General features: G+C 39.6%; 21 protein-coding genes and 1 pseudogene. 3 read left to right on the top strand and 19 right to left on the bottom strand.

The features are described 5' to 3' along the window. Positions 1-9: 9 nt before the first annotated feature. From ACIQXN_RS08420 to ACIQXN_RS08405, 4 genes are all read right to left on the bottom strand, one after another. Positions 10-1,023: an aldose 1-epimerase family protein gene (locus ACIQXN_RS08420; protein WP_402964570.1), complete on the bottom strand. Its 1,014-nt coding sequence runs from the start codon at positions 1,021-1,023 to the stop codon at positions 10-12. 103 nt (positions 1,024-1,126) lie between these two features. Continuing rightward, complete coding sequence (fucP, locus tag ACIQXN_RS08415) at positions 1,127-2,473, bottom strand: L-fucose:H+ symporter permease (RefSeq protein ID WP_402964567.1); 1,347 nt, start codon at positions 2,471-2,473, stop codon at positions 1,127-1,129. A gap of 106 nt (positions 2,474-2,579) precedes the next feature. Beyond that, the gene (gene deoC / locus ACIQXN_RS08410) at positions 2,580-3,245 is read right to left on the bottom strand and encodes a deoxyribose-phosphate aldolase (RefSeq protein ID WP_402964564.1); all 666 of its coding nucleotides are present in this window, start codon (positions 3,243-3,245) and stop codon (positions 2,580-2,582) included. Between the two features lie 233 nt (positions 3,246-3,478). After that, positions 3,479-4,417 (bottom strand): DNA-binding transcriptional repressor DeoR, encoded by a 939-nt coding sequence (locus ACIQXN_RS08405; protein ID WP_402964562.1) that lies wholly within the window; start codon positions 4,415-4,417, stop codon positions 3,479-3,481. Positions 4,418-4,563: 146 nt separating this feature from the next. On the opposite strand from ACIQXN_RS08405, the gene ACIQXN_RS08400 reads away from it, so the two are divergent. Next, on the top strand, positions 4,564-4,863 hold the full coding sequence (locus tag ACIQXN_RS08400; RefSeq protein ID WP_402964559.1) for a hypothetical protein: 300 nt from the start codon (positions 4,564-4,566) through the stop codon (positions 4,861-4,863). 174 nt (positions 4,864-5,037) lie between these two features. Here ACIQXN_RS08400 and ACIQXN_RS08395 read toward each other — a convergent pair whose 3' ends face one another. Together ACIQXN_RS08395 and ACIQXN_RS08390 are read right to left on the bottom strand one after the other, a co-directional pair. Continuing rightward, positions 5,038-5,991 (bottom strand): TRM11 family SAM-dependent methyltransferase, encoded by a 954-nt coding sequence (locus tag ACIQXN_RS08395; protein WP_402964556.1) that lies wholly within the window; start codon positions 5,989-5,991, stop codon positions 5,038-5,040. Between the two features lie 157 nt (positions 5,992-6,148). Further along, positions 6,149-7,240, bottom strand: a complete 1,092-nt coding sequence (locus ACIQXN_RS08390) for a CotH kinase family protein (protein ID WP_402964553.1) — start codon at positions 7,238-7,240, stop codon at positions 6,149-6,151. A 152-nt stretch (positions 7,241-7,392) separates the two neighbouring features. Between ACIQXN_RS08390 and ACIQXN_RS08385 the strand changes: the two are divergent. Then, a pseudogene (locus ACIQXN_RS08385) lies at positions 7,393-7,470 on the top strand (CotG/ExsB N-terminal domain-containing protein); the annotation flags it as partial. Positions 7,471-7,551: 81 nt separating this feature from the next. On the opposite strand, the gene ACIQXN_RS08380 reads toward ACIQXN_RS08385, so the two are convergent. The 5 genes from ACIQXN_RS08380 to rhaB all read right to left on the bottom strand — a co-directional run bounded on the left by ACIQXN_RS08380 (position 7,552) and on the right by rhaB (position 12,840). Next, on the bottom strand, positions 7,552-7,917 hold the full coding sequence (locus ACIQXN_RS08380) for a hypothetical protein (protein ID WP_402964692.1): 366 nt from the start codon (positions 7,915-7,917) through the stop codon (positions 7,552-7,554). 521 nt (positions 7,918-8,438) lie between these two features. Beyond that, the gene (locus tag ACIQXN_RS08375) at positions 8,439-9,719 is read right to left on the bottom strand and encodes an MFS transporter (RefSeq protein ID WP_402964550.1); all 1,281 of its coding nucleotides are present in this window, start codon (positions 9,717-9,719) and stop codon (positions 8,439-8,441) included. Positions 9,720-9,795: 76 nt separating this feature from the next. Continuing rightward, positions 9,796-10,110: an L-rhamnose mutarotase gene (gene rhaM / locus ACIQXN_RS08370; RefSeq protein ID WP_402964547.1), complete on the bottom strand. Its 315-nt coding sequence runs from the start codon at positions 10,108-10,110 to the stop codon at positions 9,796-9,798. A gap of 26 nt (positions 10,111-10,136) precedes the next feature. Beyond that, positions 10,137-11,396, bottom strand: coding sequence for an L-rhamnose isomerase (gene rhaA, locus ACIQXN_RS08365; RefSeq protein ID WP_402964544.1), 1,260 nt, complete (start codon positions 11,394-11,396; stop codon positions 10,137-10,139). Beyond that, complete coding sequence (gene rhaB / locus ACIQXN_RS08360; RefSeq protein WP_402964541.1) at positions 11,380-12,840, bottom strand: rhamnulokinase; 1,461 nt, start codon at positions 12,838-12,840, stop codon at positions 11,380-11,382. The genes rhaA and rhaB overlap by 17 nt, the downstream gene beginning before the upstream one ends. Positions 12,841-13,209: 369 nt before the next feature. On the opposite strand from rhaB, the gene ACIQXN_RS08355 reads away from it, so the two are divergent. After that, the gene (locus tag ACIQXN_RS08355) at positions 13,210-15,279 is read left to right on the top strand and encodes a bifunctional aldolase/short-chain dehydrogenase (RefSeq protein ID WP_402964538.1); all 2,070 of its coding nucleotides are present in this window, start codon (positions 13,210-13,212) and stop codon (positions 15,277-15,279) included. Between the two features lie 129 nt (positions 15,280-15,408). Here ACIQXN_RS08355 and rhaS read toward each other — a convergent pair whose 3' ends face one another. The 8 genes from rhaS to ACIQXN_RS08320 all read right to left on the bottom strand — a co-directional run bounded on the left by rhaS (position 15,409) and on the right by ACIQXN_RS08320 (position 21,814). Further along, positions 15,409-16,449, bottom strand: a complete 1,041-nt coding sequence (gene rhaS, locus ACIQXN_RS08350; RefSeq protein WP_402964535.1) for a rhamnose ABC transporter substrate-binding protein — start codon at positions 16,447-16,449, stop codon at positions 15,409-15,411. Positions 16,450-16,504: 55 nt separating this feature from the next. Continuing rightward, entirely contained in the window at positions 16,505-17,542 is a 1,038-nt protein-coding gene (locus ACIQXN_RS08345; protein WP_402964532.1) for an ABC transporter permease, read from the bottom strand. Positions 17,543-17,546: 4 nt separating this feature from the next. Continuing rightward, entirely contained in the window at positions 17,547-18,584 is a 1,038-nt protein-coding gene (locus tag ACIQXN_RS08340; RefSeq protein ID WP_402964529.1) for an ABC transporter permease, read from the bottom strand. A 30-nt stretch (positions 18,585-18,614) separates the two neighbouring features. Beyond that, positions 18,615-20,123 carry a sugar ABC transporter ATP-binding protein gene (locus tag ACIQXN_RS08335; RefSeq protein WP_402964526.1) on the bottom strand — a complete coding sequence of 503 codons (1,509 nt, stop codon included), beginning with the start codon at positions 20,121-20,123 and terminating at the stop codon, positions 18,615-18,617. Positions 20,124-20,787: 664 nt separating this feature from the next. Beyond that, complete coding sequence (locus ACIQXN_RS21550; RefSeq protein ID WP_483878335.1) at positions 20,788-21,051, bottom strand: group II intron maturase-specific domain-containing protein; 264 nt, start codon at positions 21,049-21,051, stop codon at positions 20,788-20,790. A 165-nt stretch (positions 21,052-21,216) separates the two neighbouring features. Further along, on the bottom strand, positions 21,217-21,432 hold the full coding sequence (locus ACIQXN_RS21545) for a hypothetical protein (protein ID WP_483878338.1): 216 nt from the start codon (positions 21,430-21,432) through the stop codon (positions 21,217-21,219). Between the two features lie 19 nt (positions 21,433-21,451). Continuing rightward, on the bottom strand, positions 21,452-21,619 hold the full coding sequence (locus tag ACIQXN_RS21540) for a reverse transcriptase domain-containing protein (RefSeq protein WP_483878337.1): 168 nt from the start codon (positions 21,617-21,619) through the stop codon (positions 21,452-21,454). 27 nt (positions 21,620-21,646) lie between these two features. Then, positions 21,647-21,814, bottom strand: coding sequence for a hypothetical protein (locus tag ACIQXN_RS08320; protein ID WP_402964523.1), 168 nt, complete (start codon positions 21,812-21,814; stop codon positions 21,647-21,649). Positions 21,815-21,986: the final 172 nt, after the last annotated feature.

Raw genomic sequence — 21,986 nt, 5'->3', positions numbered from 1 at the left:
AATTCCTCCTTATTTCTTACCCGTAATGATTGTAAATGTTCTTTCCTCACCTGAAGTCAACTTGATTAAGCTGCCCGAATTCTGTGCCGCCATGAATCCTTCAGGCCTACAGGTAGCGGGCAGCACAAATGCTCCGACCTGTTGGTCTTCATTAAAAAGTAACCACCGAGTGGCATAATTAAATTCATCCGTAGAGAACTTGGTGAAAAATGTAGTTCCGTTTGGTGACGTCATTTCGAAGCTTGCTTCTTTTTGATGACCCCTCAATCCATCCATGAAAAATACAATTTCCGGGTCATACATATCCGGTCGGTCCAATACTGAAATCGGTTCTTTGCCTGCAAGGATTTCTTCATTGAATTCCAACCATTTTTTTGTAGGATGAACATGATCGGGAATAGACTCACGTAACTCAAACGCGCTATCAGGAATGTTTTGCTTCATCACTGCATTTTCCAAATAAGCATAATTGGTATGACACATGTATTGTAAAGGCATTTCTGCCCCTGATAAGTTTTTCACATACATGCCCATTTCAATGTGAGCTTCCCCCGAAAACATCGTTACGCTGGGTTTAGCGATATAATGATGTCCGAACCCTTTTACATATTCAGTCAACCCACCAATTTTCACACCATTTTCCGTAACCTCTATCCAGGCTCGATCCATAGTGGCACATGCCATCTCACCATGTAAGACGTGATCATCCGTAGGTCCTGGGCAGCCATTGCTCAGCAAACCGGAATGAAAAGCAAAACATCCGTATGTATCCACAATTTCATCTACTTGTTTCGGTTGAGAGAACATATTTTTCATCTTAAGATTTATTCCGTCAAAGACTAAATCCCACACGATTTGTCCTAAATAAGGCAGAACCACCATCTTCCCACGGGAGTTTCTTAGTTCTATCGCTTCCACTCCGGATGGATAACGAAACAAAGTAACAGTAAACTCAGCATTTCTAAAAAATACTGTGGGGTTATCTTTGAAGAACCCTCTTTGTAGTTCAATCGTTCCTATCATACTATTCTTCCTCCCCTTCGAACAACAGCTAACAGGGTCCCCCTTAGGAAACCCTGTTGCATCTTGTGTTTCCTGCCTCTTTTTTCTTTAGGAATATATTCAGTTAAGCAATGAATTCACCAGTTTGTTCTGTAACTTTTTTCATTTTGGCATTCCTTTTCATTTCTTTGAAAAAATGAACCCCTATATATACAAAACATAACATCGAAACGACAAAGGCATATTGCATGGAGCCTACGCTATCGGACACCAACCCTTGAAGAGCTGGTATGACAGCTCCACCCACAATTGACATAACCAAGATGGCACCAGCTATTTCTGTATATTTCTTATCAACAACCGCTAACGTTTCAGCAAAAATCGTCGCCCAGCATGGTCCAAAGAGCATACTAACAATAATGGCAGCATATACAGCAGTCATATTCGGTACGAGTGCTACGTAAGCCAACAAAACTGAACCGATTACAGAATACACAACCAAGATCTTTGATGATGCGAATCGAGCTAATAAGAAGTTTGCAATGAACTTTCCAATAAAGAATCCTATAAAACTATAAATCATAAAGTTCGAAGCTGTTCTTTCATTAAGATTGGGATTTAAATGTAAGGCCAACCTAATCGTGAAAGCCCAAACCGTTGTTTGCAGCCCTACATATAAGAACTGTGCCATGATCCCATTGCGAAATCTTTTATTTCCAGCCAAGTACTTCAAGGCTTTTAAGGCATTAGGGGAGCTTTTGGTGGAATCCGTTGTGCTTTCTTCCGGTTTGCAAGTTGGAAATTTAGTGACAAGGAAGAGCACAAGCACTCCGATCAATATGAAAATCATATATTTATATGGCTCTAATGTATGCTGCAACATCTCAATCCCAAACGCCTGTGCTTCGGCAGGAGACATTTTGGACATTTGAACATGCAGACTTTCACCTTCCTGGAAAACCAGGTATTTCCCAAGTAAAATCCCCAAAATGGATCCTACAGGATAGAAGGTTTGGCTGATGTTCAAACGGAGTGTAGAATACTGCTTTGGACCTATCATGGAACTATAGGTATTGGCAGCTGTTTCAAGGAAGCCCAATCCGATCGCTATAGCAAAAAGTGCAAACAAGAACATCGTATAGGTCGCCAAGTGTGATGCTGGGAAGAATAGAGAACACCCAACGATATAGAAGAATAACCCAGTTATGATGGCAAATTTATAATTGGTCTTCTTAATGACCATAGAAGCAGGAATGGCTACCAAGAAATAACCTCCGTAAAACGCACTTTGCACTAAAGCGCTGGCGAAATCACTTAATTCGAACACACTTTTGAATTGAGTAATCAATATATCATTCAAACTAGCCGCTACGGCCCACATGGAAAAGAGTGTGGACAACAGGATGAATTGTAGAATAGGAGTCCGATTAAGGTATCCATCCGACATTTGAATTATTTTTGTCTTTGCCATATTTGTAATCTCCTTTTTCAAGTAAGAACCCCTACTGATATTTTCTCGTTCTGTTCAAATGCATGCATCATTTCCCTAAACGAGGATAAAGATTGGATTTCCTTATTTAATAGCCCCCGGTCACTACTTCCCCTTGCATGATCTTGACTCCTGAACTTGCACCAATACGGGTAGCACCCGCCAGTTCCATATTTTCTAAGTCTTTTTTATCTCGGATTCCTCCAGAAGCCTTTACGCCTATATTCGGCCCAACCACTTTTCTCATTAACGTAACGTCTTCGATAGTGGCTCCACCCGTTGAAAACCCTGTTGATGTTTTAACGAAATCAACACCAGCATTTACGGCCAATTGACAAGCACGGACCTTTTCTTCTTCTGTTAACAAGCATGTTTCAATGATTACTTTCAGAAGAGCTTTACCCTGTGCAGCCATAGCAACCGCTTTCATATCGGCTTCAACCGCTTCGTCGTTTCCAGATTTCAATAGCCCTATGTTGATTACCATATCTACTTCTTCCGCTCCGTTTGAAATAGCGTCTTGCGTTTCGAAAACTTTTACAGCTGTAGTGGACGCACCTAAAGGAAAGCCAATGACCGTACAAACCTTTACTTCACTCTCTTTTAATTCTTTCGCTGCAAGTGATACCCATTGCGGATTTACACAGACAGAGGCAAAACCATATTCCTTTGCTTCTTCAGCTAATGTAACAATTTCCTTTTCTGTTGCTTCCGGTTTCAGAAATGTGTGATCAATTAATTTTGCTTTATTCATTTTTAACGGCCCCTCATTCTATATATTTTGTTAACTATTATTTTTTCATATTCTTTTGATTTTTCAATAAGAAAAGCGCTTTCACAATCAAATACTACCATGGACTGGAACATATGTAAATTTTAATTTGAAATTTTGTTCAATTATTTTTTTAGACCCTATAGATATCGAATGGTTATAGACATAAAAAAAGATAAGGTTAGCGCCTAGTAGCTGCGCCAGCCGTATCCTTTTCAATACTCTATTAAAGCTTTCGCCGTGAATTGGTCGGTAATTAAGGTATTAGCATATTTACCTATCAAAGCAGCCTGGATGGCTTTGATCTTGCCTTCACCCCCGGCAACTAAAATACTTCTTTCTTTCTTTTGCAATTCTTCTAATTCAATGCCCACTGTCCGGCTATTAATGGCTTCATTACAGATGTTTCCCTCATCGTCAAAAAACCGGGAACATATATCACCTACTGCTGTACGTTGGAGTTCAGCTTTTTCATTTTCATCTAAATAACCCAGTTTGAAGAGTAAAGCATCATCCTTTACCGTCCCGACTGTAAATAACGCAATATTCGCTTTTTTTCCCATCTCAATAATCCGTTCTATATGCTGATCTTTCTCGACCATCTGTTTAAGTTCTGGTTTGTCAAAAATAACGGGTAAAGGTAAATACCGGGTGACCGTATAGTAAGCTTCGGCAAATAGATTGGCAATTTCATCTGCATGGGTAAGACTATACGAATGACTAACGCCCCCTTTTAGCTGAACCACCTCTACGCCTTTCACTCTCTTGTTATTAAGCTGGGATGCAATAGAAAACATTGTGGTCCCCCATGTGATGCCAATAATATCCCCATCTTTAACAATCCTGTGTAAAAATTCGGCCGCAGTCCGTCCAATATGCTTCGTTATCTCCTCATACTCATTAAGCGGCGAATATGAAACGCTTACATGTTTCAGCCCATACCGCTCTTTTATTCGCTTCGATAGTTCATCCACGTCTTCTAACGGATCTTTAATTTGAATCCTGACGTAACCTTGGTCTTTCGCATATTGCAACAATCTTGATACCGTCGGTCGCGAAACACCAAGCCGTGCGCATATCTCTTGTTGACTATAATCCGATTCATAGTAAAGTCTTGCAGCCGCAATACTGAGCCTTTGTTTGTCTTGGTCCATACATACATGCCCTCTCTTCTTCTATCGTTCATGAAAGACGATCAACATTTTCGGTCATTCTCCCTATACATAGTAAAACGACCACAGAACTATATTTAACCATATACTATAATTTGTATGGCGAGAAGGTCAATTAACGAAAAAGTATGAAAAAGGTAATTTTAGAAATCCTTATAAATGGTCATGGTAACATCATTTATCAACCTGGACCATTAATAGAAAAAAGGCTCAACAGCATCGAAATGAAATCACAAAAATTCTTCACTTTACTAGAATCCGGGATAACCACAGGTAATGAACTTGCCAAGGCCTTTTATAAAGGGGAGTATAGAAATGAGTTCCCTCTTGTCATGTCGGAGATCATCGGGCATTTAGATTACGTAGACTACAAAGGGAAAATCAATAAACATTATCGTAAAAATGTTGTCCTTTATACGGCTAGGTGAAGCAAAATATCAAAGCTCATTCAGCAATCTGCCTACAGACCATTGCAGGGTAGTAAAGTAAATCAAAAACGACCGCAAAGCAAAATGCTTCCGGTCGTTTTTCTTGATATAAATGGGAAAGGATAAGATATCACCCGTTAAGCGACATATCTTTGTCGAACATTCACCTAACCCTTATATACATACAACAATTTGCCTAGAAAATACACCTTTTTTCGCTAGACAGCGGTCTGCAATCTGAAAGCCTGCTTCATGAATCATATCATCCATCGTATCGATGGTTACTACAACCACTTTATCTGCAAAGCTCCGAGCATGCTTAAGAATCGAAAGTTGATCTTCCGGTGTTGCATGCGTATAAAGATTATACGGCATATCTATGATGGCTACATCAAAGTGTTCCGTAACCTCTGAAATCGGACCTGTCGTTACATCGCCTTCTAATCCGAAATAAGCAATATTTTCCCTCGATCCATCCGTGACTAGAGGATTGATATCACGTCCAACGATATCAATTCCCATGGATAATGCCTCCACCAACACCGTACCGATCCCGCAACAAGGATCAATGGCCTTTACACCCTCTGGATGTGGAACGGCAATGTTGGCAATCGCTCTTGCGACCCTGGTACTAAGGGCAGTTGAATACTCACGGGGCTTCTTCAAATGATGTAACCATACAGGTTCCGGTTTGACGAATTCACCGAAGTACCAACGTCCTTCGAATGGGACAATGCCATAAATTTGATCCGGATTGCGCACATCTGCCTTACTCTTAATATGCCAACCGATTTCCCTCTCAATTGCCCGTTGTCCATCATAATCGATTTTGTCTTCTATACTCAAATCATTTATTTTAATAAATAACACTTTAAATGTTGAATCGGTGATTGGAAGTTGTTTAACCTGTTCAACGATTTCAGTTATGCTTTCCCCTTCGTACATGATATCGACCCGTCCTTTTATAAAAGGACTTCTGCTCGGGTCAATTTTAAGATTACTTTTTAAAATATTGAATTCGGTCTCATGACCAAAGAGCGAGCGCGTTTCCATATCACATAATGAACGTTCGTCCGGGGTACACGTAAAAGTATAAATATACGCCGGTATGCAGCTTTCATTGTTCAAACTATTCCCATCCTTCATTACTTCAGATTATATCTTTCTATCAAACATAGCCGTAAGTGGATAGAAATGCAAATGAAAAAAATAGCAGGAATACTGAGATTTCAGTCTTCCTGCTATTTTAATAAATGTGATACCAGTGAAGCTTCTGACTGTCCACTTATTCTAACTTATACAATTGACTACGAATAAATTTAGCCCGGGCTTCAATATATTTTAAAATAAAATCGGGTTCTTTCTCAAAAACCTCAATATTATCCCTAACATATCGGTCTTTTGGAACATACGGTTTGATTAGGCTATGCATTCCCTGAACGATCGGTTCCATATACTTAACGTTAAACTGATTGTTCATAATCTCTTTTAAAAGGCTTTGGTAGCGTTTACGGAATGTAGTTATATCAAGGATTCTTGCAGTCAATGTATTGAAGCCTTTAATACCAACATAGTCTTCTTCCATCACTTTCCCATTTACATCCCTCCCCCATGTCGCATCATAATCCCAAGGAATGATTTCAAAAAGTCCAGATTCCCCATTACGGTATAAAGCATAATTATGGACAAACCCGTCATAATTTTGTGTGAAAACGACCCCTGCCAGCCAGCGGAGGTACTTTTCCACATTCACGTATTTTACGATTTCCTTTTCGAAGTCCACTCTCGGTATCGTATTGATATTTATTATTAAATCATGCAAGTACATATCATCCTGAGCCGTCCCACATTTTCTTTCATACCCTATTTCAAGAGATTTCTTGATTCCTTTATCCAAATCACTCATCAATGAAAAGTTCGCATCACCATCGACTGCATAAAAAATAGATCCATCAGGCAGATTACTATTTTTCAAATAATGTTCGTCCACTGATTCCAATTCTAGATAAATCCCCTCATCCTTTCCATTTAGATTGAGAAAGACAAATTGGGACCTCGGTGATAAGGTTCCTATATCTGCAAAAAAATCTAAAGATAATTTATTTCTCAGTAAAGATTTATCCTTATATTCAGCATTTAGATGAACTTCTTTCGCCTTTCGATAAGTACTCGGTTTATAAAAGGCTACGTTATAGGACTTTTTCCGGAAACCTCGAATATGAGAGCCACGGTAAACGATATCTATATCCATTTTTTTCTTTTCAATTGATAATTTGCCGGTTACCGGTTCATTACTCCAAATGTCTCTACGAAGCTCGATTAAATTTACAGGGGGAATAAAAAGGTGATAAACAGGTAGTTTCTTGTCAGTATTCATAAAAACCCTTCCCTTTCATTTTCATTTTTAATTTATGAAAAAAAGCGAAGAATGCCACTAAAGCGACCATTTTTTCGGAAGGTCGGGTGTTTGCCATAAGCACTTTACGTACAAGCAGCATATTTTAGCTAGTGAAAAGGGGGAATGATTGTATGTCAAACATGATTAAAGACATTCAAAAAGCGGTGGAGAGGGCGAATTCATTTGGATTAAATGAATTTCTATTCCAAGACCCACGGTCAAAAAACCGTTCGTCACGGAAAAAGAATAAGAAAAATAAAAGAAAAGATAAAAATCGTAGTACTCGACGCTCAACAAAGGATAGCAGAAAACGTTCTACTTGCGGTACTCAACGCCGCACTACTCGGAATCGCTCTACTTGCGGCACTCAACGTCGCACTAGCCGGAACCGCTCTACTTGCAGCACTCAACGTCGCACTAGCCGGAACCGCTCTACTTGCAGCACTCAACGTCGCACTAGCCGGAACCGCTCTACTTGTAGCACTCAACGTCGCACTAGCCGGAACCGCTCTACTTGCAGCACCCGTCGTCGCACTAGCCGGAACCGCTCTACTTGCAGCACCCGTCGTCGCACTAGCCGGAACCGCTCTACTTGCAGCACTCGTCGTCGCACTAGCCGGAGACGTCGCTCCACATGTAATCGCCGTAGATTCCAAGGAAAAGCTGCTTTTGATTTCCATAAGAACTGGAAATGGAACTTCTGATTAGCTAGGCAATGTAAACAAGAGTAATTCCAGGTCATCGTTCTCTATTTGACCTTTTTGAGAGGTGATGGTTTTTTGTCACCTCTTTTTCCTATCCACTATTCCCTCTATTTGTTATCTATACATATTTGGTGAGTGTTGCCCTTAACTTCTTCAGATTCCTAGACTTCTTGCATGAAGGTTTCATGGCCATTTAAGGCCTTACCCATTGTCGAAAATATAAAAAAGAGCCAGTAAAACGTACAATGTGATTACATTGTACGTTTCACTGGCTCTTATCTGGCTTGTCTTCCGACAAGAATGGATCTAGTGAATAAAGCCAAGGTTCTAGATACTCATTTAAAACAAGCCAGACATTCAGCAAGGTAAGTCACTATCATCCCGAAATTTTTATTTGAATTTTTCGATAACTAATTTCATACTACAGATATTTATCATATAGGGTGAAGAAGCTTATACGATTTCTTCTTTTCCTAGGCTCCATATCGCTCTTCTTGTATTTGCTCAAGTGATTTCCCGCGGGTTTCCGGTGACATGGACAGACCGATGACTAAATGGATAACCAGGAAAGTAATCATGATGAACCCCGCTACCTTAAATCCTAATGTGGTAATCAATAACGCGATGACCAGCGAGAATAGGCCTACACCGATGCGAGCTATGGAAAACATGACTCCTTGTGCTTTTGCACGGTATTTTGTATGAAACAGTTCACTAGACCAAAGGGCATAAAACGCTTGTGCACCAAAGCCTGCTGCAGTTCCCCATAGTAGGACAAATAATAGTAACTCTGTCCAACCCATACCACCGAAAGTCAAGATCATCCAAGCGACGATTCCCATCACTGCACCTGTTCCAAATAGCATCTTTCTATTTACTTTATCCCCCAGTTTTATAAATACAAAGTAAGTGGATATGACAGTTAATAACCATAAAGTTCCCTGCAATAAGTTAGCTTGAGTAGAAGTAAGCCCACCTACCGTTTCATATATGTATGGCATAAAGTAACCCATTACTCCAGCAACCAAGTTCCAAAATCCATATATTCCGATTAAAAGAAATAAAGCTTTGCGATTTTCTTTCACACTAAGCAATTCTTTAAGAGAAACGTCTGTAAGTTTGCCGCTCTTTTTGAGTTTGTCCTGTTTTTGTTTTTCCTCTTCCCAAATGGTCGACTCATTAATCTGCTGTTGTAATATCCACGTAACCAATGCAATGACGAATAATTGGGCAAAGATTAACCTACTTCCTAATAATCCTAGTGGTGCCAAAGCAACGGAAAGGAACAAAGTGAGCGCCGGTCCAATTGACCAAGCCAGTTGACCCCAACCAACCCTCGCCGCCCTCTCTCCCTCCGGAGCCTCTTCAGCAATATATGTCCATGCTGCTGGAATGGCAGCGCCAACGGCAATGCCCGTTACAACATATCCAATAAGTAACATAGGAAAGTTAAAGGAAAAGATGATGAGTAATACACCTAGCATATAGGCAATCAAATCATATTTATAAATGAATTTACGACCATACTTATCAACAAGGAACCCACCTAACAAAGCACCGATCGCCGCTCCAAAGCCATTGGCACTAAGTGCTCCCAGAAGCCCCAATTTAAAATCATCAAGATTTAAATACTCCATCCAGAGCGTAAGTCCACCAGCACCAGCCACAATTGACCCTGCTTCCAAATAATTAGACATCGCAACTGTAATGGTGGATTTCAAGCTACCTTTTTTGCTTTTCCCGCTATTAGCCATTGCTAACTTGCCCCCTTCTCGTTGAAAAAATAATAGTATCCTTGATACAGAAACGATCAAGAAACCTTCCTATCCCTTACTTCAAATGGAAAACTTCCATCAGATCAATAGCTACTGGACTATTGTCCGGATTCGTTTCCATTAAGGGTTCCATATAGTTCCACCATTTTTTATTTATTGCGGTGTTAGGCATCTCACTCCACTTTTCTTCATCTTCTATTTCTAAATAAGCAAATAGCTTCCCCGTTTCTTTTTCTAGAAAAATCGAATAACTGTGAACCCCATGTGCCTTTAGCTCTACTTCCATTTCAGGCCATAATTCGTCATGTCTTTTCTGATACTCCTCATAATGATCTTTATAAACAGTCATAATGCTGGCTTTTCTAATCATGCTCATCCCCCATTCGTCACTGAAACTTATACTCTTTCCACTAACAATGTTTTTTCATAATCTTTTACTTCCGCGAGCCATTCTTCACGTACAGGAACATTTTGAGTGGCGCAGTAGTAATCCCAAATCGCCCCAAATGGATACATTTTGAATTCCTCCATCAATGCTAGACGAGTCGTGTAATCACCCTCTAATTCAGCCGCTTTTAATTTCTCGATAGGAAGTAAATACGCGCGAAGGAGTGCTTTAATCGTATTACGTGTACCAATCACCCAAGCTGCTACGCGGTTAATGCTGCCATCAAAGAAATCAAGTCCAATATGAGTTTTTTCAGTCAGGTTATGCGTGACCAATTCACGGGCGATTTCAAGAAGTTCATCATCGAGCGTCACAACATGATCACTATCCCATCTAACAGGACGGCTCACATGCAACAGTAGTCCTTCAGTGAATAATGAGAGGGAAGATAACTTATTGGAAACCGTTTCAGTCGGGTGAAAATGGCCTGAGTCAAGACAAATCAATTTATTACGCGTTAAGCCATACCCCATATAAAACTCGTGAGAACCCACAACATAACTTTCAGAGCCTATTCCAAATAACTTACTCTCCACTGCATCTAAATTATATTGAGGATCAATCGCTTCTTTAAAAATCTCATCCAAAGATTCTTCTAAACGTTTTCTTGGTGTCAGACGGTCAACTGGTATATCTTTAAATCCATCTGGAACCCAATAATTAGTTACACATGGTTGGCCCGTTTCCTTCCCGAAATATTCCCCGACTTTACGGGAGCGCTTACAATGCTCAATCCAAAAATCCCGAATTTCCTTCTCAGGATGACTTAATGTAAAACCATCTTCGGATTTTGGGTGGGAAAAGCATGTAGGATTAAAATCCAAACCAAGTCCTTGGCCTTTTGCCCACTCCACCCATTTCGTGTAATGACGTGGTTCAATTTCATCCAATTCCACTATTTCATCAGTATCTGTATACATGGCATGTAAATTCAACTTATGCTTTCCAGGAATCAATGAATAAGCTTTCTCTAAATCTTTTCTAAGTTCTTCCGGGTTTCTTGCTGCGCCGGGATAATTACCTGTTACGGATATACCTCCAGTCAGTCCTTGATCTTTATTGATAAAACCTTTTACATCGTCTCCTTGCCAACAATTCATGGAGATTTTAATTTTCGTTAACTTTTCTAACACTTCATCCGTGTCAATATTATGATTTGCATACAGTTCTCTAGCCGCCTCGTAATCCCGTTTAATTTGGTTGTGCATATTTAATGACCTCCTTAAATTTGTTAATGATTGTGTTACGCTCTACTTTGCTTGGGACATATTGTTTAATGTCGAAGGAGCCTCTTACCAGTTTGCGACCTTCTTTTAAATCGTTAATTTCTTTTTTTGCAATCATCTGGATTAACAAATTTCCTATAGCGGTTGCTTCTATGGGCCCTGCATAAACCACTCTTCCACTCATATCCGCTGTTAACTGATTTAACAAGTCGTTGTAGGCTCCCCCACCGACTACATGTAAACGATCGATTGTTTTTCCTGTGATATTTTCTAAATCATCTAGGGCAATGGCATAGATGATTGCCAAATTGTTAAATACACAGCATGCCAATTCTCCAGCGGTTACCGGAATTGGCTGATTCGTTTCCCGACAATATCCTTGTATTTCTTCGATCATATTGGAGGGATTAAGAAACCGGTCGTCGTTAAAATCGATAAATTGTTTAAAATTCTCTTCTTTTAGTGCTTCTTCTACAAATTGAGAAAAATTATAATCCTGGATAAGATGCCTTCTGACTTCTTGGATGACCCATAAGCCCATAATGTTCTTCAATAACCTCGTAGTCCCAAAAGCACCCCACTCATTTGTATAATTATTACGAAAAGCTTTATCATTCGTATAAGGTACCGGACTCTCCATTCCTAATAACGACCAAGTCCCACTGCTTAAAAATGCCCAACCTTCACCTTCACCTGGAGTCCCTACCACTGCAGATGCCGTATCATGCGTGGCTACCGTCACGACCTGGCAATCTGGTAAATCGAAAGAAGGGAAACGATTCTTCTTCAACTCTCCCAAAATGGTTCCAGGTTCCACGAGTTCAGGGAATTTTTCTTTTTTCAAGGAAACTAGATAAAGAAGCTCTTCATCTATAGTCCTTGTTTTGAAATTCAACATTTGCGTCGTTGAAAGATTGGTCACGTCACTGGCAGCATTACCTGTTAATGCAAAACCTAAATAATCAGGAATCATTAAAATCTTATTTGTTCTATGTAACATGTCTTTATTTTCTTCATAAAATTGATAAAGTGTATTAAACGGTAAAAACTGTATACCTGTTTTGCTGTAGATTTCTTCCTTTGAAATCGATTCCGTAATCTTTTCAATGGTATTTTCAGTCCTGCTATCACGATAAGAAATCGGCTTTTGCAAACAGTCTCCATTATCATCCACCAAAACATAATCAACAGCCCAAGTATCTATTCCTAGCGTACAAGTTTCATAACCTAGTACCTTCACTTTCTCTAACCCTTTTACTATTTCATTCAATAGATGTTCAATGTCCCAGACCAGTAAATCATGATCATTCTTTGTGAATCCGTTTGCAAAACGGTGTATTTCAATAGTTTCTAATTTTTCGTTCTTCCTATCACCAATAACAAGCCTTCCGCTTGAAGCTCCAATATCTACTGCTACATATACCAAAAACTCCACTCCTTTCTTTTTTGATTTTTCTAACTTTTTAACTAAGACAAATAATACAACAAAAACAAATATGAATCAACGAAGTTTTTTTTGTTTAATCACTATTTGTTTTGATAATCATACATTAACCCATAACAAACCAAATAATTAGACCATCTCATTACTTTTCTTCATATGCCATTATAATTATAAGATTAATTTATAACATTTAATAATTGGCCGACCTTTTAAATAGGCATATCGAACTTAATTCAAACATATACAATAAAATTCAAAAACCCTATTCAAAAACAAACAAAGATATAATATAATAAATTCAGAATTAAACAAATATAAATAAAGAAGATAAATGATAACGGAGGGAATTCAATGGTAAAAAATTTATGGAATTCAAAAAATGCTGAACAAAATCTTAATGGCGTAGAAGAATTAGTATATCGTTCAAACTTAATCGGATCAGATCGTGCTGTATGCAACTGGGGTGGTGGAAATACTTCCACCAAAACAACAATACAGGATTTCCGTGGACGTAAGGTGGAGGTCATGTGGGTTAAAGGAAGTGGCTCTGACCTAGCAACAATGGAAAAGAAGAATTTTACAGGTTTGCGGTTAGAGGATATTAAACCATTGATTGAACGTGATGAAATGCCAGATGAAGAGATGGTTGAGTATTTGTCTCATTGTATGATTGATAGTAAACACCCAAGAGCTTCGATTGAAACGCTTCTTCATGCCTTTTTACCTTTCAAACATGTGGATCATACTCATCCCGACTCCATCATCAGCATATGTTGTGCTGACAATGGAAAAGAGATTGCCCAAGAAATTTTTGGAGATCGATTCGTTTGGGTTCCTTATGTGCGTCCAGGCTTTACTTTATCTAAATTGATTGCGGAAGGAGTCAGAAACAACCCTCACGCTGAACTCGTACTAATGGAGAAACATGGTTTGGTAACATGGGGCGAAACTTCAGAAGCTAGTTATGCCCAAACCATATCAATCATTAATGAAGCGGAACAATACATTCAGGAGAAAATAGATGTTGCTTCTGTATTCGGTGGTCCTAAATACCAAACGCTTTCGGAAGACGAAGCAAAAGAGATCTTATCTTCGATCATGCCTGTCATTCGAGGAGCAGTCAGTGACGAGAAAAAAATGTTGTTAACTTTCGACCGCAGTGATGATGTCCTTCAATTCGTGAATAGTCATGATGCCGCAAGCATTTCTCAAATCGGTGCGGCTTGCCCGGATCACCTTGTACATACGAAACGGGTACCATTATTCATCGAATGGAATCCTGAATCAAAAGATGTCAAAAATTTAGTGGATGCCGTTAAAGCTGGCATTGAAAACTATAAAGAAGAATACAGAGCTTATTTCGATAGAAACAAACAGGAAGGTGATAGCATGGTTGAACCTGCACCACGCGTCATCTTGATTCCAGGAATCGGCATGATTAATACAGGTAAAGATGTCTCTAACTCACAAGTAAGCGGGGCCCTATATCATCGCGCCATTTCTGTCATGAAGGGCACAACGACACTTGGAAAATTCGTTTCATTAAGTGAAAATGAATCGTATAATGTCGAATACTGGCCATTAGAATTATATAAGCTTTCTTTAGCCCCTGCTGAAGCCGAGTTTTCGCGCAAAGTTGCTTTCGTTACAGGCGGAGCTGGAGGAATAGGAAGTGAAACGTGCCGCCAATTCGTATCTGAAGGAGCACATGTTGTAGTAGCGGACCTTAACTTAGAAGGCGCAGAGAAAATTGCTGCAGAAATTAATTCAACCTATGGTGCCAATCGTTCAATCGCATTAAAAATGGACGTAACGAAAGAAGAAGAAGTTCGTGCTGCATTCGCACAAACAGCCCTTAGCTTCGGCGGTGTAGATATAATCGTTAATAACGCGGGACTTGCTACCTCTAATCCAATTGATGAAACAACATTAAGCGAATGGAACTTGAATATGAATGTTTTAGGTACAGGATATTTCCTAGTTGCCCGTGAAGCATTCAAGCAAATGAAACAACAAGGCATTGGCGGAAACATGGTCTTTGTTGGATCAAAAAACTCGGTATATGCTGGTAAAAATAGTGCTGCTTATAGTTCAGTTAAAGCCTTAGAAACTCATCTAGCACGTTGTATCGCTGCGGAAGGTGGAGAGTTCGGCATTCGCGTAAATTCCGTCCTACCTGACGCTGTACTTCAAGGATCCGCCATTTGGGGTTCAAAATGGCGTGAGGATCGAGCTTCCGCTTACGGCATTGACCCTGATCAATTAGAAGACCATTATCGTAAACGCACAACATTACTTGTGAATATCTATCCAAAAGATATTGCCGAATCCATCACTTTCTTTGCGTCATCTAAAGCAGAGAAAACAACAGGTTGTATGATAACTGTTGATGGTGGAGTTCCAGCCGCCTTCACGAGATAACAAGGAGTTATATTTAATTCTCATATTCAATGAAAAACAGCCTTGCCCCTTCATTTGGGTAAGGCTGTTTCCGTATAATACTGCAGGCATATTAAATGTGACTAACCAATATGCCACATGTGTTTTTATTTAATAGACATCTTTCCATTCCCCGATATTTTCTTTGTCAAATTTGAATGGATCACCTAGCATGACTTGAGTTCCATCACCATCTTCGACGATTTCCAGTTCTCCAAGATCTCCTGATTCAAATTTCTCCCCAACTTCACCTTTAACTTTCTCTTCATCCAATGCAATGGCTGTAAATCCTGCTACATACCCAACATCAATCGGATTCCAAAGGTACATCCAAGGCGAAACGCCATTCTCAATATAGGAAGCCATCTCACTCGGAAGTCCAAGTCCTGTCAATTTCACTTTACCTGCTAGACCCTTATCCGTTAATACTTTACCCGCAGCGGCTATACCTACAGTAGTCGGTGCAATGATGGCTTTAAGATCAGGATAAGACTTTAAAAGAGCTTCCGTTTCAGAAACGCTTTTATCACGAAGGTCATCTCCATAGGCGACTTTCACAAGTTTTATATTTTTATATTCTGGTTTCTCTAATTCTTTTTTCATAAAATCAATCCATGTATTTTGATTTGTGGCTTGGGATGTAGCGCTTAGAATGGCAATCTCTCCTTTGCCATCAATCATTTCAGAAACCGCTTCGATTTGCACCTGTCCTATACGCTCAGGATTTGCCTGATTTACGTGGACCATACGACTTTTCGCATTGACCGCTGAATCGACAGACAATACTTTAATCCCCTGCTTCATCGCTTTTGATAATACAGGCTGAAGGGCATCAACATCATTTCCCGCTACCGTAATCGTACTTACTTTCTGTGTAATAAGTTGTTCAATGATTTGGATTTGTCCTTCAGCAGTCGGCTGATCAGGAGAACGGAGAATGACTTTTCCACCCTTTTCTTTCACGGCTTTTTCGAAACCCTCCATCATTTTCTCGCCATATGGATTACCTGTGTTTTTAAATATGAAAGCATGGGTATTGGAGCCCTTTTCACTCGATGTTGTTGTACTTGTTTCTGGACTTGATTGACTGCATCCAGCCAAAATCGCTATAAACAAAATAATAGAAAGTAGAGAACCAGCTATTTTTTTCATGTTTTCATTCCCCTTTTTCTTTTTATTTACATACAGTTACATACTGTAATGTAGCCTAATTAGCCTCTCTTTTCTTTTTACCGGTTTTATACTTTTTAACATCCAGTCTTGTAACAGCGACTGAGAATATTAGCAATAAACCGATAATGATCATTAGAGTTTGGGATGAAATATTGATTAACCCTAACCCATATTGTAAATATCCAATGATAAACACCGCGATAACGGGTCCCAGCATTTTACCTTTTCCACCTGCTGTACTGATTCCACCGAGAGCGACCATCGCAATGACTTCCAGCTCATATCCCGAAGCTACATTGGGCCTTGTGCTCCCCATTCTAGAAGATAAAAAGAGTGCAGTAATACCAGCCATCAATCCTGTCAAAGTGAAGACAATTATTTTGATTTTGTCGATTTTCACCCCAGAATATCGACTGGCCACAGGATTATTTCCAATGGCATAGATTTGACGGCCAAATGTTGTTTTGTGAAGCAACAAGCTGAAAGCGACAGCTAATACAATAAATAAAATGAGAATGAAAGGAATTCCAAAGACGTAGCCCCAGCCAAGAAAACCAAACCATTCTGGAAAATTCCCCACCGCTTGATTCTCTAGGATGATATAAGCAATGCCTCTATATAGAATCATCGTACTGAGCGTGACGATGACGGCTGATAATTCTTTGAATTTCACAATTAACAGTCCGTTAATATATCCACATAATGCCCCTACTAATAAACAAACGACCATCGATAATTCCATTGAGAGTCCCATGTTGTTGAAAAGAACACCCATTACAACCGAAGATAGCGCAACAGTTGAACCTACCGAGATATCAATATCTCGAAGAATGATCACTAGGGCCATCGGGAATACCATAAATGCTTTATCCAAGAAAATCATGGTCCCATCTCTCAGGCTAGCTCCCGTCAAAAAAAATGGCGAGATGATTGTATTGATGACTAAAACCAGCAAAAGAATGAAGATGAGCAACCATTCCCACTGTAAAAAACAGCTTTTCACAGAAAATGTCTTTTTATTTAAAATCTCTCTTTTAATAGATCCATCATTTACTATCGTTTTTTGCTCCATAGGTCTATATTTTCCTCCTTAAGAGATTATTTCGCTCCACACTTCTCTTAACAAGAGTATTTACGATGACTGCAAAGAGGATAATAAAACCTTCAATTCCTGTTTGCCAAAAAGGCAAAACATTAAGGAGTGGTAGTGCATTATCAAGAATTCCTAATAGAATGGCACCAAGGATAACGCCTGAAAGTTTACCCGAACCACCTGCAATGCTGACACCACCTAATATACAGGCTGCAATGACACTCAATTCATAACCGGATGCCGTATCTCCTTGAGCCGAAGCAAATTTCGATACCCATAAAACACCTGAAAGACCAGCCAATCCCCCCATTACCGAATAAACTAAAAGAAGGATTTTGGTTTCACTGATACCACTGACCTTTGCCGAATCAGGATTACTCCCAACCGCGTAAATTTGTCTGCCTGTTCGAGTATGATTAATAAAGTAATAGGCGACTGCATAAATGATTAGTGCAATCACGACCAAATACCTGATTCCTAAGAAGGAACCCGTACCGATCCTTAAAAAGCTTTCTGACATTTGATAAGAGCTGATCCATTTACCGTCACTTATGGTAAACGTCAATCCCCTAAAAATATACATTGCTGCCAGTGTCGCAATAATAGGAAGAATTCCAAGCGCTGAAATCAAACTTCCAATGATTCCACCACAAAAGATCCCGATGACAATTCCTAATACGATGGCAAGTAGAGGATTCAATTCTGGATTATGACTAACAACCTGTGCCACGACCATTCCTGACAACGCCAATGTAGCTCCTATTGATAAGTCAATCCCCCGTGTTACCAACACGAGCATCATTCCTACAGCCAAGATACTTAAAATCGCTGTATTGGTGAGCATATCCGTAATATTCTCTATCGTGAGAAAGCTTGAATTCCTCAATTGAACGACAACGGAAATGACTAAAATGAAACCCAGCAATCCTAATTCGCGGAATTTGGATAAATTGGCAAGGAATGATTTCTTCTCATTCAATCGTGGACCACTGTCAGTTTGTCGGACTACCGTATTTTGCATGTTTCTCACCTCTTTTCTTGTTAATAATCATCATCTTACGCTGGATATTTGACCGCCCATAGCCGCTTCAAGAATCACCTCTTGTGTAGCCTCCTCTTTATCTAGGATTCTTGTCATCCTTCCCTCTTTCATGACTACAATTCGATCACACATCCCTAGGACTTCAGGCATTTCAGATGAAACAAGGATAATGGCATACCCTTGATCGGCTAAGTCATTAATGATGTCATAGATAGCCGATTTAGCTCCCACATCTACTCCTTTGGTCGGTTCATCGAGAATAATGATATCCAGATTGGCTGTTAATAATTTTGCAACAGCTACTTTTTGTTGATTTCCGCCTGATAGCGATCTTGCTAGGTCGAAAATGCTATTCGCTTTTACTTGTACCTTTTCGGCTAGACTTTTGGCGACCTCTGCTTCCTTTTTTTCATCTAACCACCCATTCTTGGAGAGGCTTGTTAATGCAGGAAGGGTGATATTTTTCCCGATTCCCCAATCGAGAACAAGCCCTTGTAATTGTCTATCCTCAGGAAGATAACCAATTCCTAATTTCATAGCATCCTTCGGGTTTTGAATGGTAATTTCACTTTGCTTCAGAAAGACCTTTCCTGTATCAAACGGTTCAATTCCAAAGAGCGACTGACACACTTCGGTACGACCTGCTCCAACCAGACCCGTCAAGCCAAGTATCTCGCCTTTATGAACTGAAAATGAAATATCTGCAAAGTAGCCAATTTTCCCAAGTGCCTCCACACGAAAAACCTCTTCCTGAATTTCCGTTGTCTTCATTGGGAATACTTGAGTGATTTTCCTTCCCACCATCGCTACAATTAAATCTTCGTTAGATATTTCATCAACCTTCCATGAGCCGATATATTTCGAATCCCTGAAAACAGTTACTTGACTAGCCAGACGGTACATATCCTCAAACCGATGGGAAATAAAAATGATGGAGCTTCCTTGATCTCGTAGGCTTTCCGTAATTTTATACAATTCTTCACTTTCCCTTGCTGTTAAGGCTGCGGTTGGTTCATCCATAATAATGATTTTTGCTTCGGTGGAAATAGCTTTTGCGATTTCTACGATTTGTTGCTGTGCTACACTCAACGCACTCATTTCCATTTTCGGATCGATGTTGGATCCCAATTGTTCTAGAATCTTCTTTGCTTCAATATGCATCTCTTTCCAAAGTAATCTCCGGGTTCCCTTTTGTATTTTTTCATGCCCCATGAAGATGTTTTCTGTCACGGATAAATCCGGGTAATTAGTAACATGCTGATATATCGCTGCAATCCCAGCAGCTTGAGCTTCTCTTGGGTTTGAGAAATCTATTCTTTTTCCATTTAAAAGCATTTCTCCTTCATCAGGAGCGTGTACACCGGTTATAACTTTAATGAAAGTTGATTTTCCCGCTCCATTCTCACCCATTAGTGCATGAATTTCGCCAGGTTTTAATTTGAATTCTACCTGGTCGAGGGCCGTAACCCCCGGGAATTTTTTTGTGATTCCTTTTAACTCCAAAACATATTCAGACATCTGACCCACACCTTCCTGCCTGTTAGACTTCTTTATAATTAGCAGCAATTAGTTATAAAGTTATCCTTCCTCATTCTTCATTCTAGACCTAAAGTATGCGCTTACATTTAGCATAAAGAAAAACAGGAAATGTTAAAAGGAGATATCTTTCGGAATAGGGGGATTATTTTCTGATTATTTATTTTTTATTACAGATCAATTCCAGGTATAATGTCACATTCTTCCCAACACAAGTTCCCTACCTGAAAAAGCATGCGTACTTAACAAGTAAGTACTGAATGATTTGTGGGTCTTCTCATATATAGGCGGATAGGGAAAGTCTCGAAAATTTCTTCGAGAGTCAGAATGAAAATTGAGCCATTTTATAAAATTATTTAGACCTCGTACGGAAGTGAATCCTTTAGTATTCCGAATCGAGTAGGAGGAGGCTCCTAGCCTCCGACCTCTCCGTCTAGTAACCAATGGGAGTTTCACCCAAAGGCTCTCACAGAACCGTACGTGAACCTCTCTATTCATACGGCTCTTATCATTCAGCCATTAAGGAGTCATTCCAAGAGCCCAATGTTGAAACATTTTGGGTTCTCTTTTCGCCATTTTTCAGCACGTGTACGATGACCTCTAAACCTCTTAAATTTACACATTGCCCATTTGACTAATCTTCGATTTAGAAATCAATGGAGTATTTAACCGCTGACGGATTATACTTTATGAAATAATTCAGCCAACCTCTAACCGTCGAATTTATCATTTCCGCAATTATTTCAATTTTGCTTCCTGTAAAACGATGAATTCTCATCGCTTTTATTTTATCTCGAAAGGCTTTAGAAGAGCTTTTACTTACCGATGGCAGAAAATTGAACTGTAATCTTCCCAATCTATCTTTAATGAATAATCTCCGAAAAGTGTACCCTAAAAAGTCAAACTCCATGACTGGATATTTCTTTTTCCTATCCTTATCTTTGCAGTAGATAATCTTTTTTTCAGCGGGTGTATTTCAAGCTTGCACTCTTTCAGTCGTTGATTTAGATTGCCTAATATCTCTTTTGCTTCCGTTTCCGTCTTGCAATCTATTATGGCATCATCCGCATATCGCTCAAACGGTGTGTGAATATTTGTTCGTACCATCCACATATCCAAACGCATAGTGCATAAATAAGTTCGCAAGAACAGGACTTATTATGCCCCCTTGCGGTGTCCCACTGTTTCGTTCAATCTTATGACCTTTTGAGTCAATGAATGGTGCATTGAGCCACCTTTCTATATACATCAGTATCCACGACTCTCTAGTGTGCTTTCTTACCGCCCGCATTAGTAATTCATGATTAATGTTATCGAACAGCCTGGTGTCCTTGTTTATTAGGGCGAAATCCATAGCTATTTTCCGAAAAGGTTGAATCATATATCTTGGTCAATATCTGGGCAATCACTTGTTGAATGAAGCGGTCTAGAACGGTCGGGATACCCAATAACCGAACTCCACCGTTTGGTTTCGGGATTTCGATACGACGGACGGGTTGTGGTTGTTAAGTACCCTGTAGTAGGGATGTTTTCATGCTATGCCACGCCGTTACGAGGTGCGGTCTCAGGTTTTGAACTTGCATTCCATCGACACCATGGCTTCCCTTATTTCTCTCTACACGCTTTAATGCTTGTATTAAGTTTTCCCTCTCTAGTACCTGTTCCATTAACATCGTTGATATCCTTTCTACGTGGATAAATGGTCTATTTGTGCCTTTATCTGCTCCGCCCTTTTGAAGTTCCCCGTGTATTCACCACTTCTTCCTTCAAATATGTTCCGTTTGGAATTGTTTGCTTCTTGCAAGATAACGAACGCCTAGTATTTATCCTCCTTAATCTGTTCGG

The sequence above is a fragment of the Peribacillus sp. NPDC097295 genome (assembly GCF_044761665.1).
GTDB lineage: Bacteria > Bacillota > Bacilli > Bacillales > DSM-1321 > Peribacillus.
Note: the sequence above shows the minus strand (reverse complement) of the source record. Positions and strands in the feature narration are given on the sequence as shown.

Coding starts and splice junctions, on each gene's coding strand:
- ACIQXN_RS08420 (WP_402964570.1), bottom strand. CDS start 1,023: ATGATAGGAACGATTGAACTACAAAGAGGGTTCTTCAAAGATAACCCC.
- fucP (WP_402964567.1), bottom strand. CDS start 2,473: ATGGCAAAGACAAAAATAATTCAAATGTCGGATGGATACCTTAATCGG.
- deoC (WP_402964564.1), bottom strand. CDS start 3,245: ATGAATAAAGCAAAATTAATTGATCACACATTTCTGAAACCGGAAGCA.
- ACIQXN_RS08405 (WP_402964562.1), bottom strand. CDS start 4,417: ATGGACCAAGACAAACAAAGGCTCAGTATTGCGGCTGCAAGACTTTAC.
- ACIQXN_RS08400 (WP_402964559.1), top strand. CDS start 4,564: ATGAAAAAGGTAATTTTAGAAATCCTTATAAATGGTCATGGTAACATC.
- ACIQXN_RS08390 (WP_402964553.1), bottom strand. CDS start 7,240: ATGAATACTGACAAGAAACTACCTGTTTATCACCTTTTTATTCCCCCT.
- ACIQXN_RS08375 (WP_402964550.1), bottom strand. CDS start 9,719: ATGGCTAATAGCGGGAAAAGCAAAAAAGGTAGCTTGAAATCCACCATT.
- rhaM (WP_402964547.1), bottom strand. CDS start 10,110: ATGATTAGAAAAGCCAGCATTATGACTGTTTATAAAGATCATTATGAG.
- rhaA (WP_402964544.1), bottom strand. CDS start 11,396: ATGCACAACCAAATTAAACGGGATTACGAGGCGGCTAGAGAACTGTAT.
- ACIQXN_RS08355 (WP_402964538.1), top strand. CDS start 13,210: ATGGTAAAAAATTTATGGAATTCAAAAAATGCTGAACAAAATCTTAAT.
- rhaS (WP_402964535.1), bottom strand. CDS start 16,449: ATGAAAAAAATAGCTGGTTCTCTACTTTCTATTATTTTGTTTATAGCG.
- ACIQXN_RS08345 (WP_402964532.1), bottom strand. CDS start 17,542: ATGGAGCAAAAAACGATAGTAAATGATGGATCTATTAAAAGAGAGATT.
- ACIQXN_RS08340 (WP_402964529.1), bottom strand. CDS start 18,584: ATGCAAAATACGGTAGTCCGACAAACTGACAGTGGTCCACGATTGAAT.
- ACIQXN_RS08335 (WP_402964526.1), bottom strand. CDS start 20,123: ATGTCTGAATATGTTTTGGAGTTAAAAGGAATCACAAAAAAATTCCCG.
- ACIQXN_RS21550 (WP_483878335.1), bottom strand. CDS start 21,051: ATGGAGTTTGACTTTTTAGGGTACACTTTTCGGAGATTATTCATTAAA.
- ACIQXN_RS21545 (WP_483878338.1), bottom strand. CDS start 21,432: ATGCGGGCGGTAAGAAAGCACACTAGAGAGTCGTGGATACTGATGTAT.
- ACIQXN_RS08320 (WP_402964523.1), bottom strand. CDS start 21,814: ATGTTAATGGAACAGGTACTAGAGAGGGAAAACTTAATACAAGCATTA.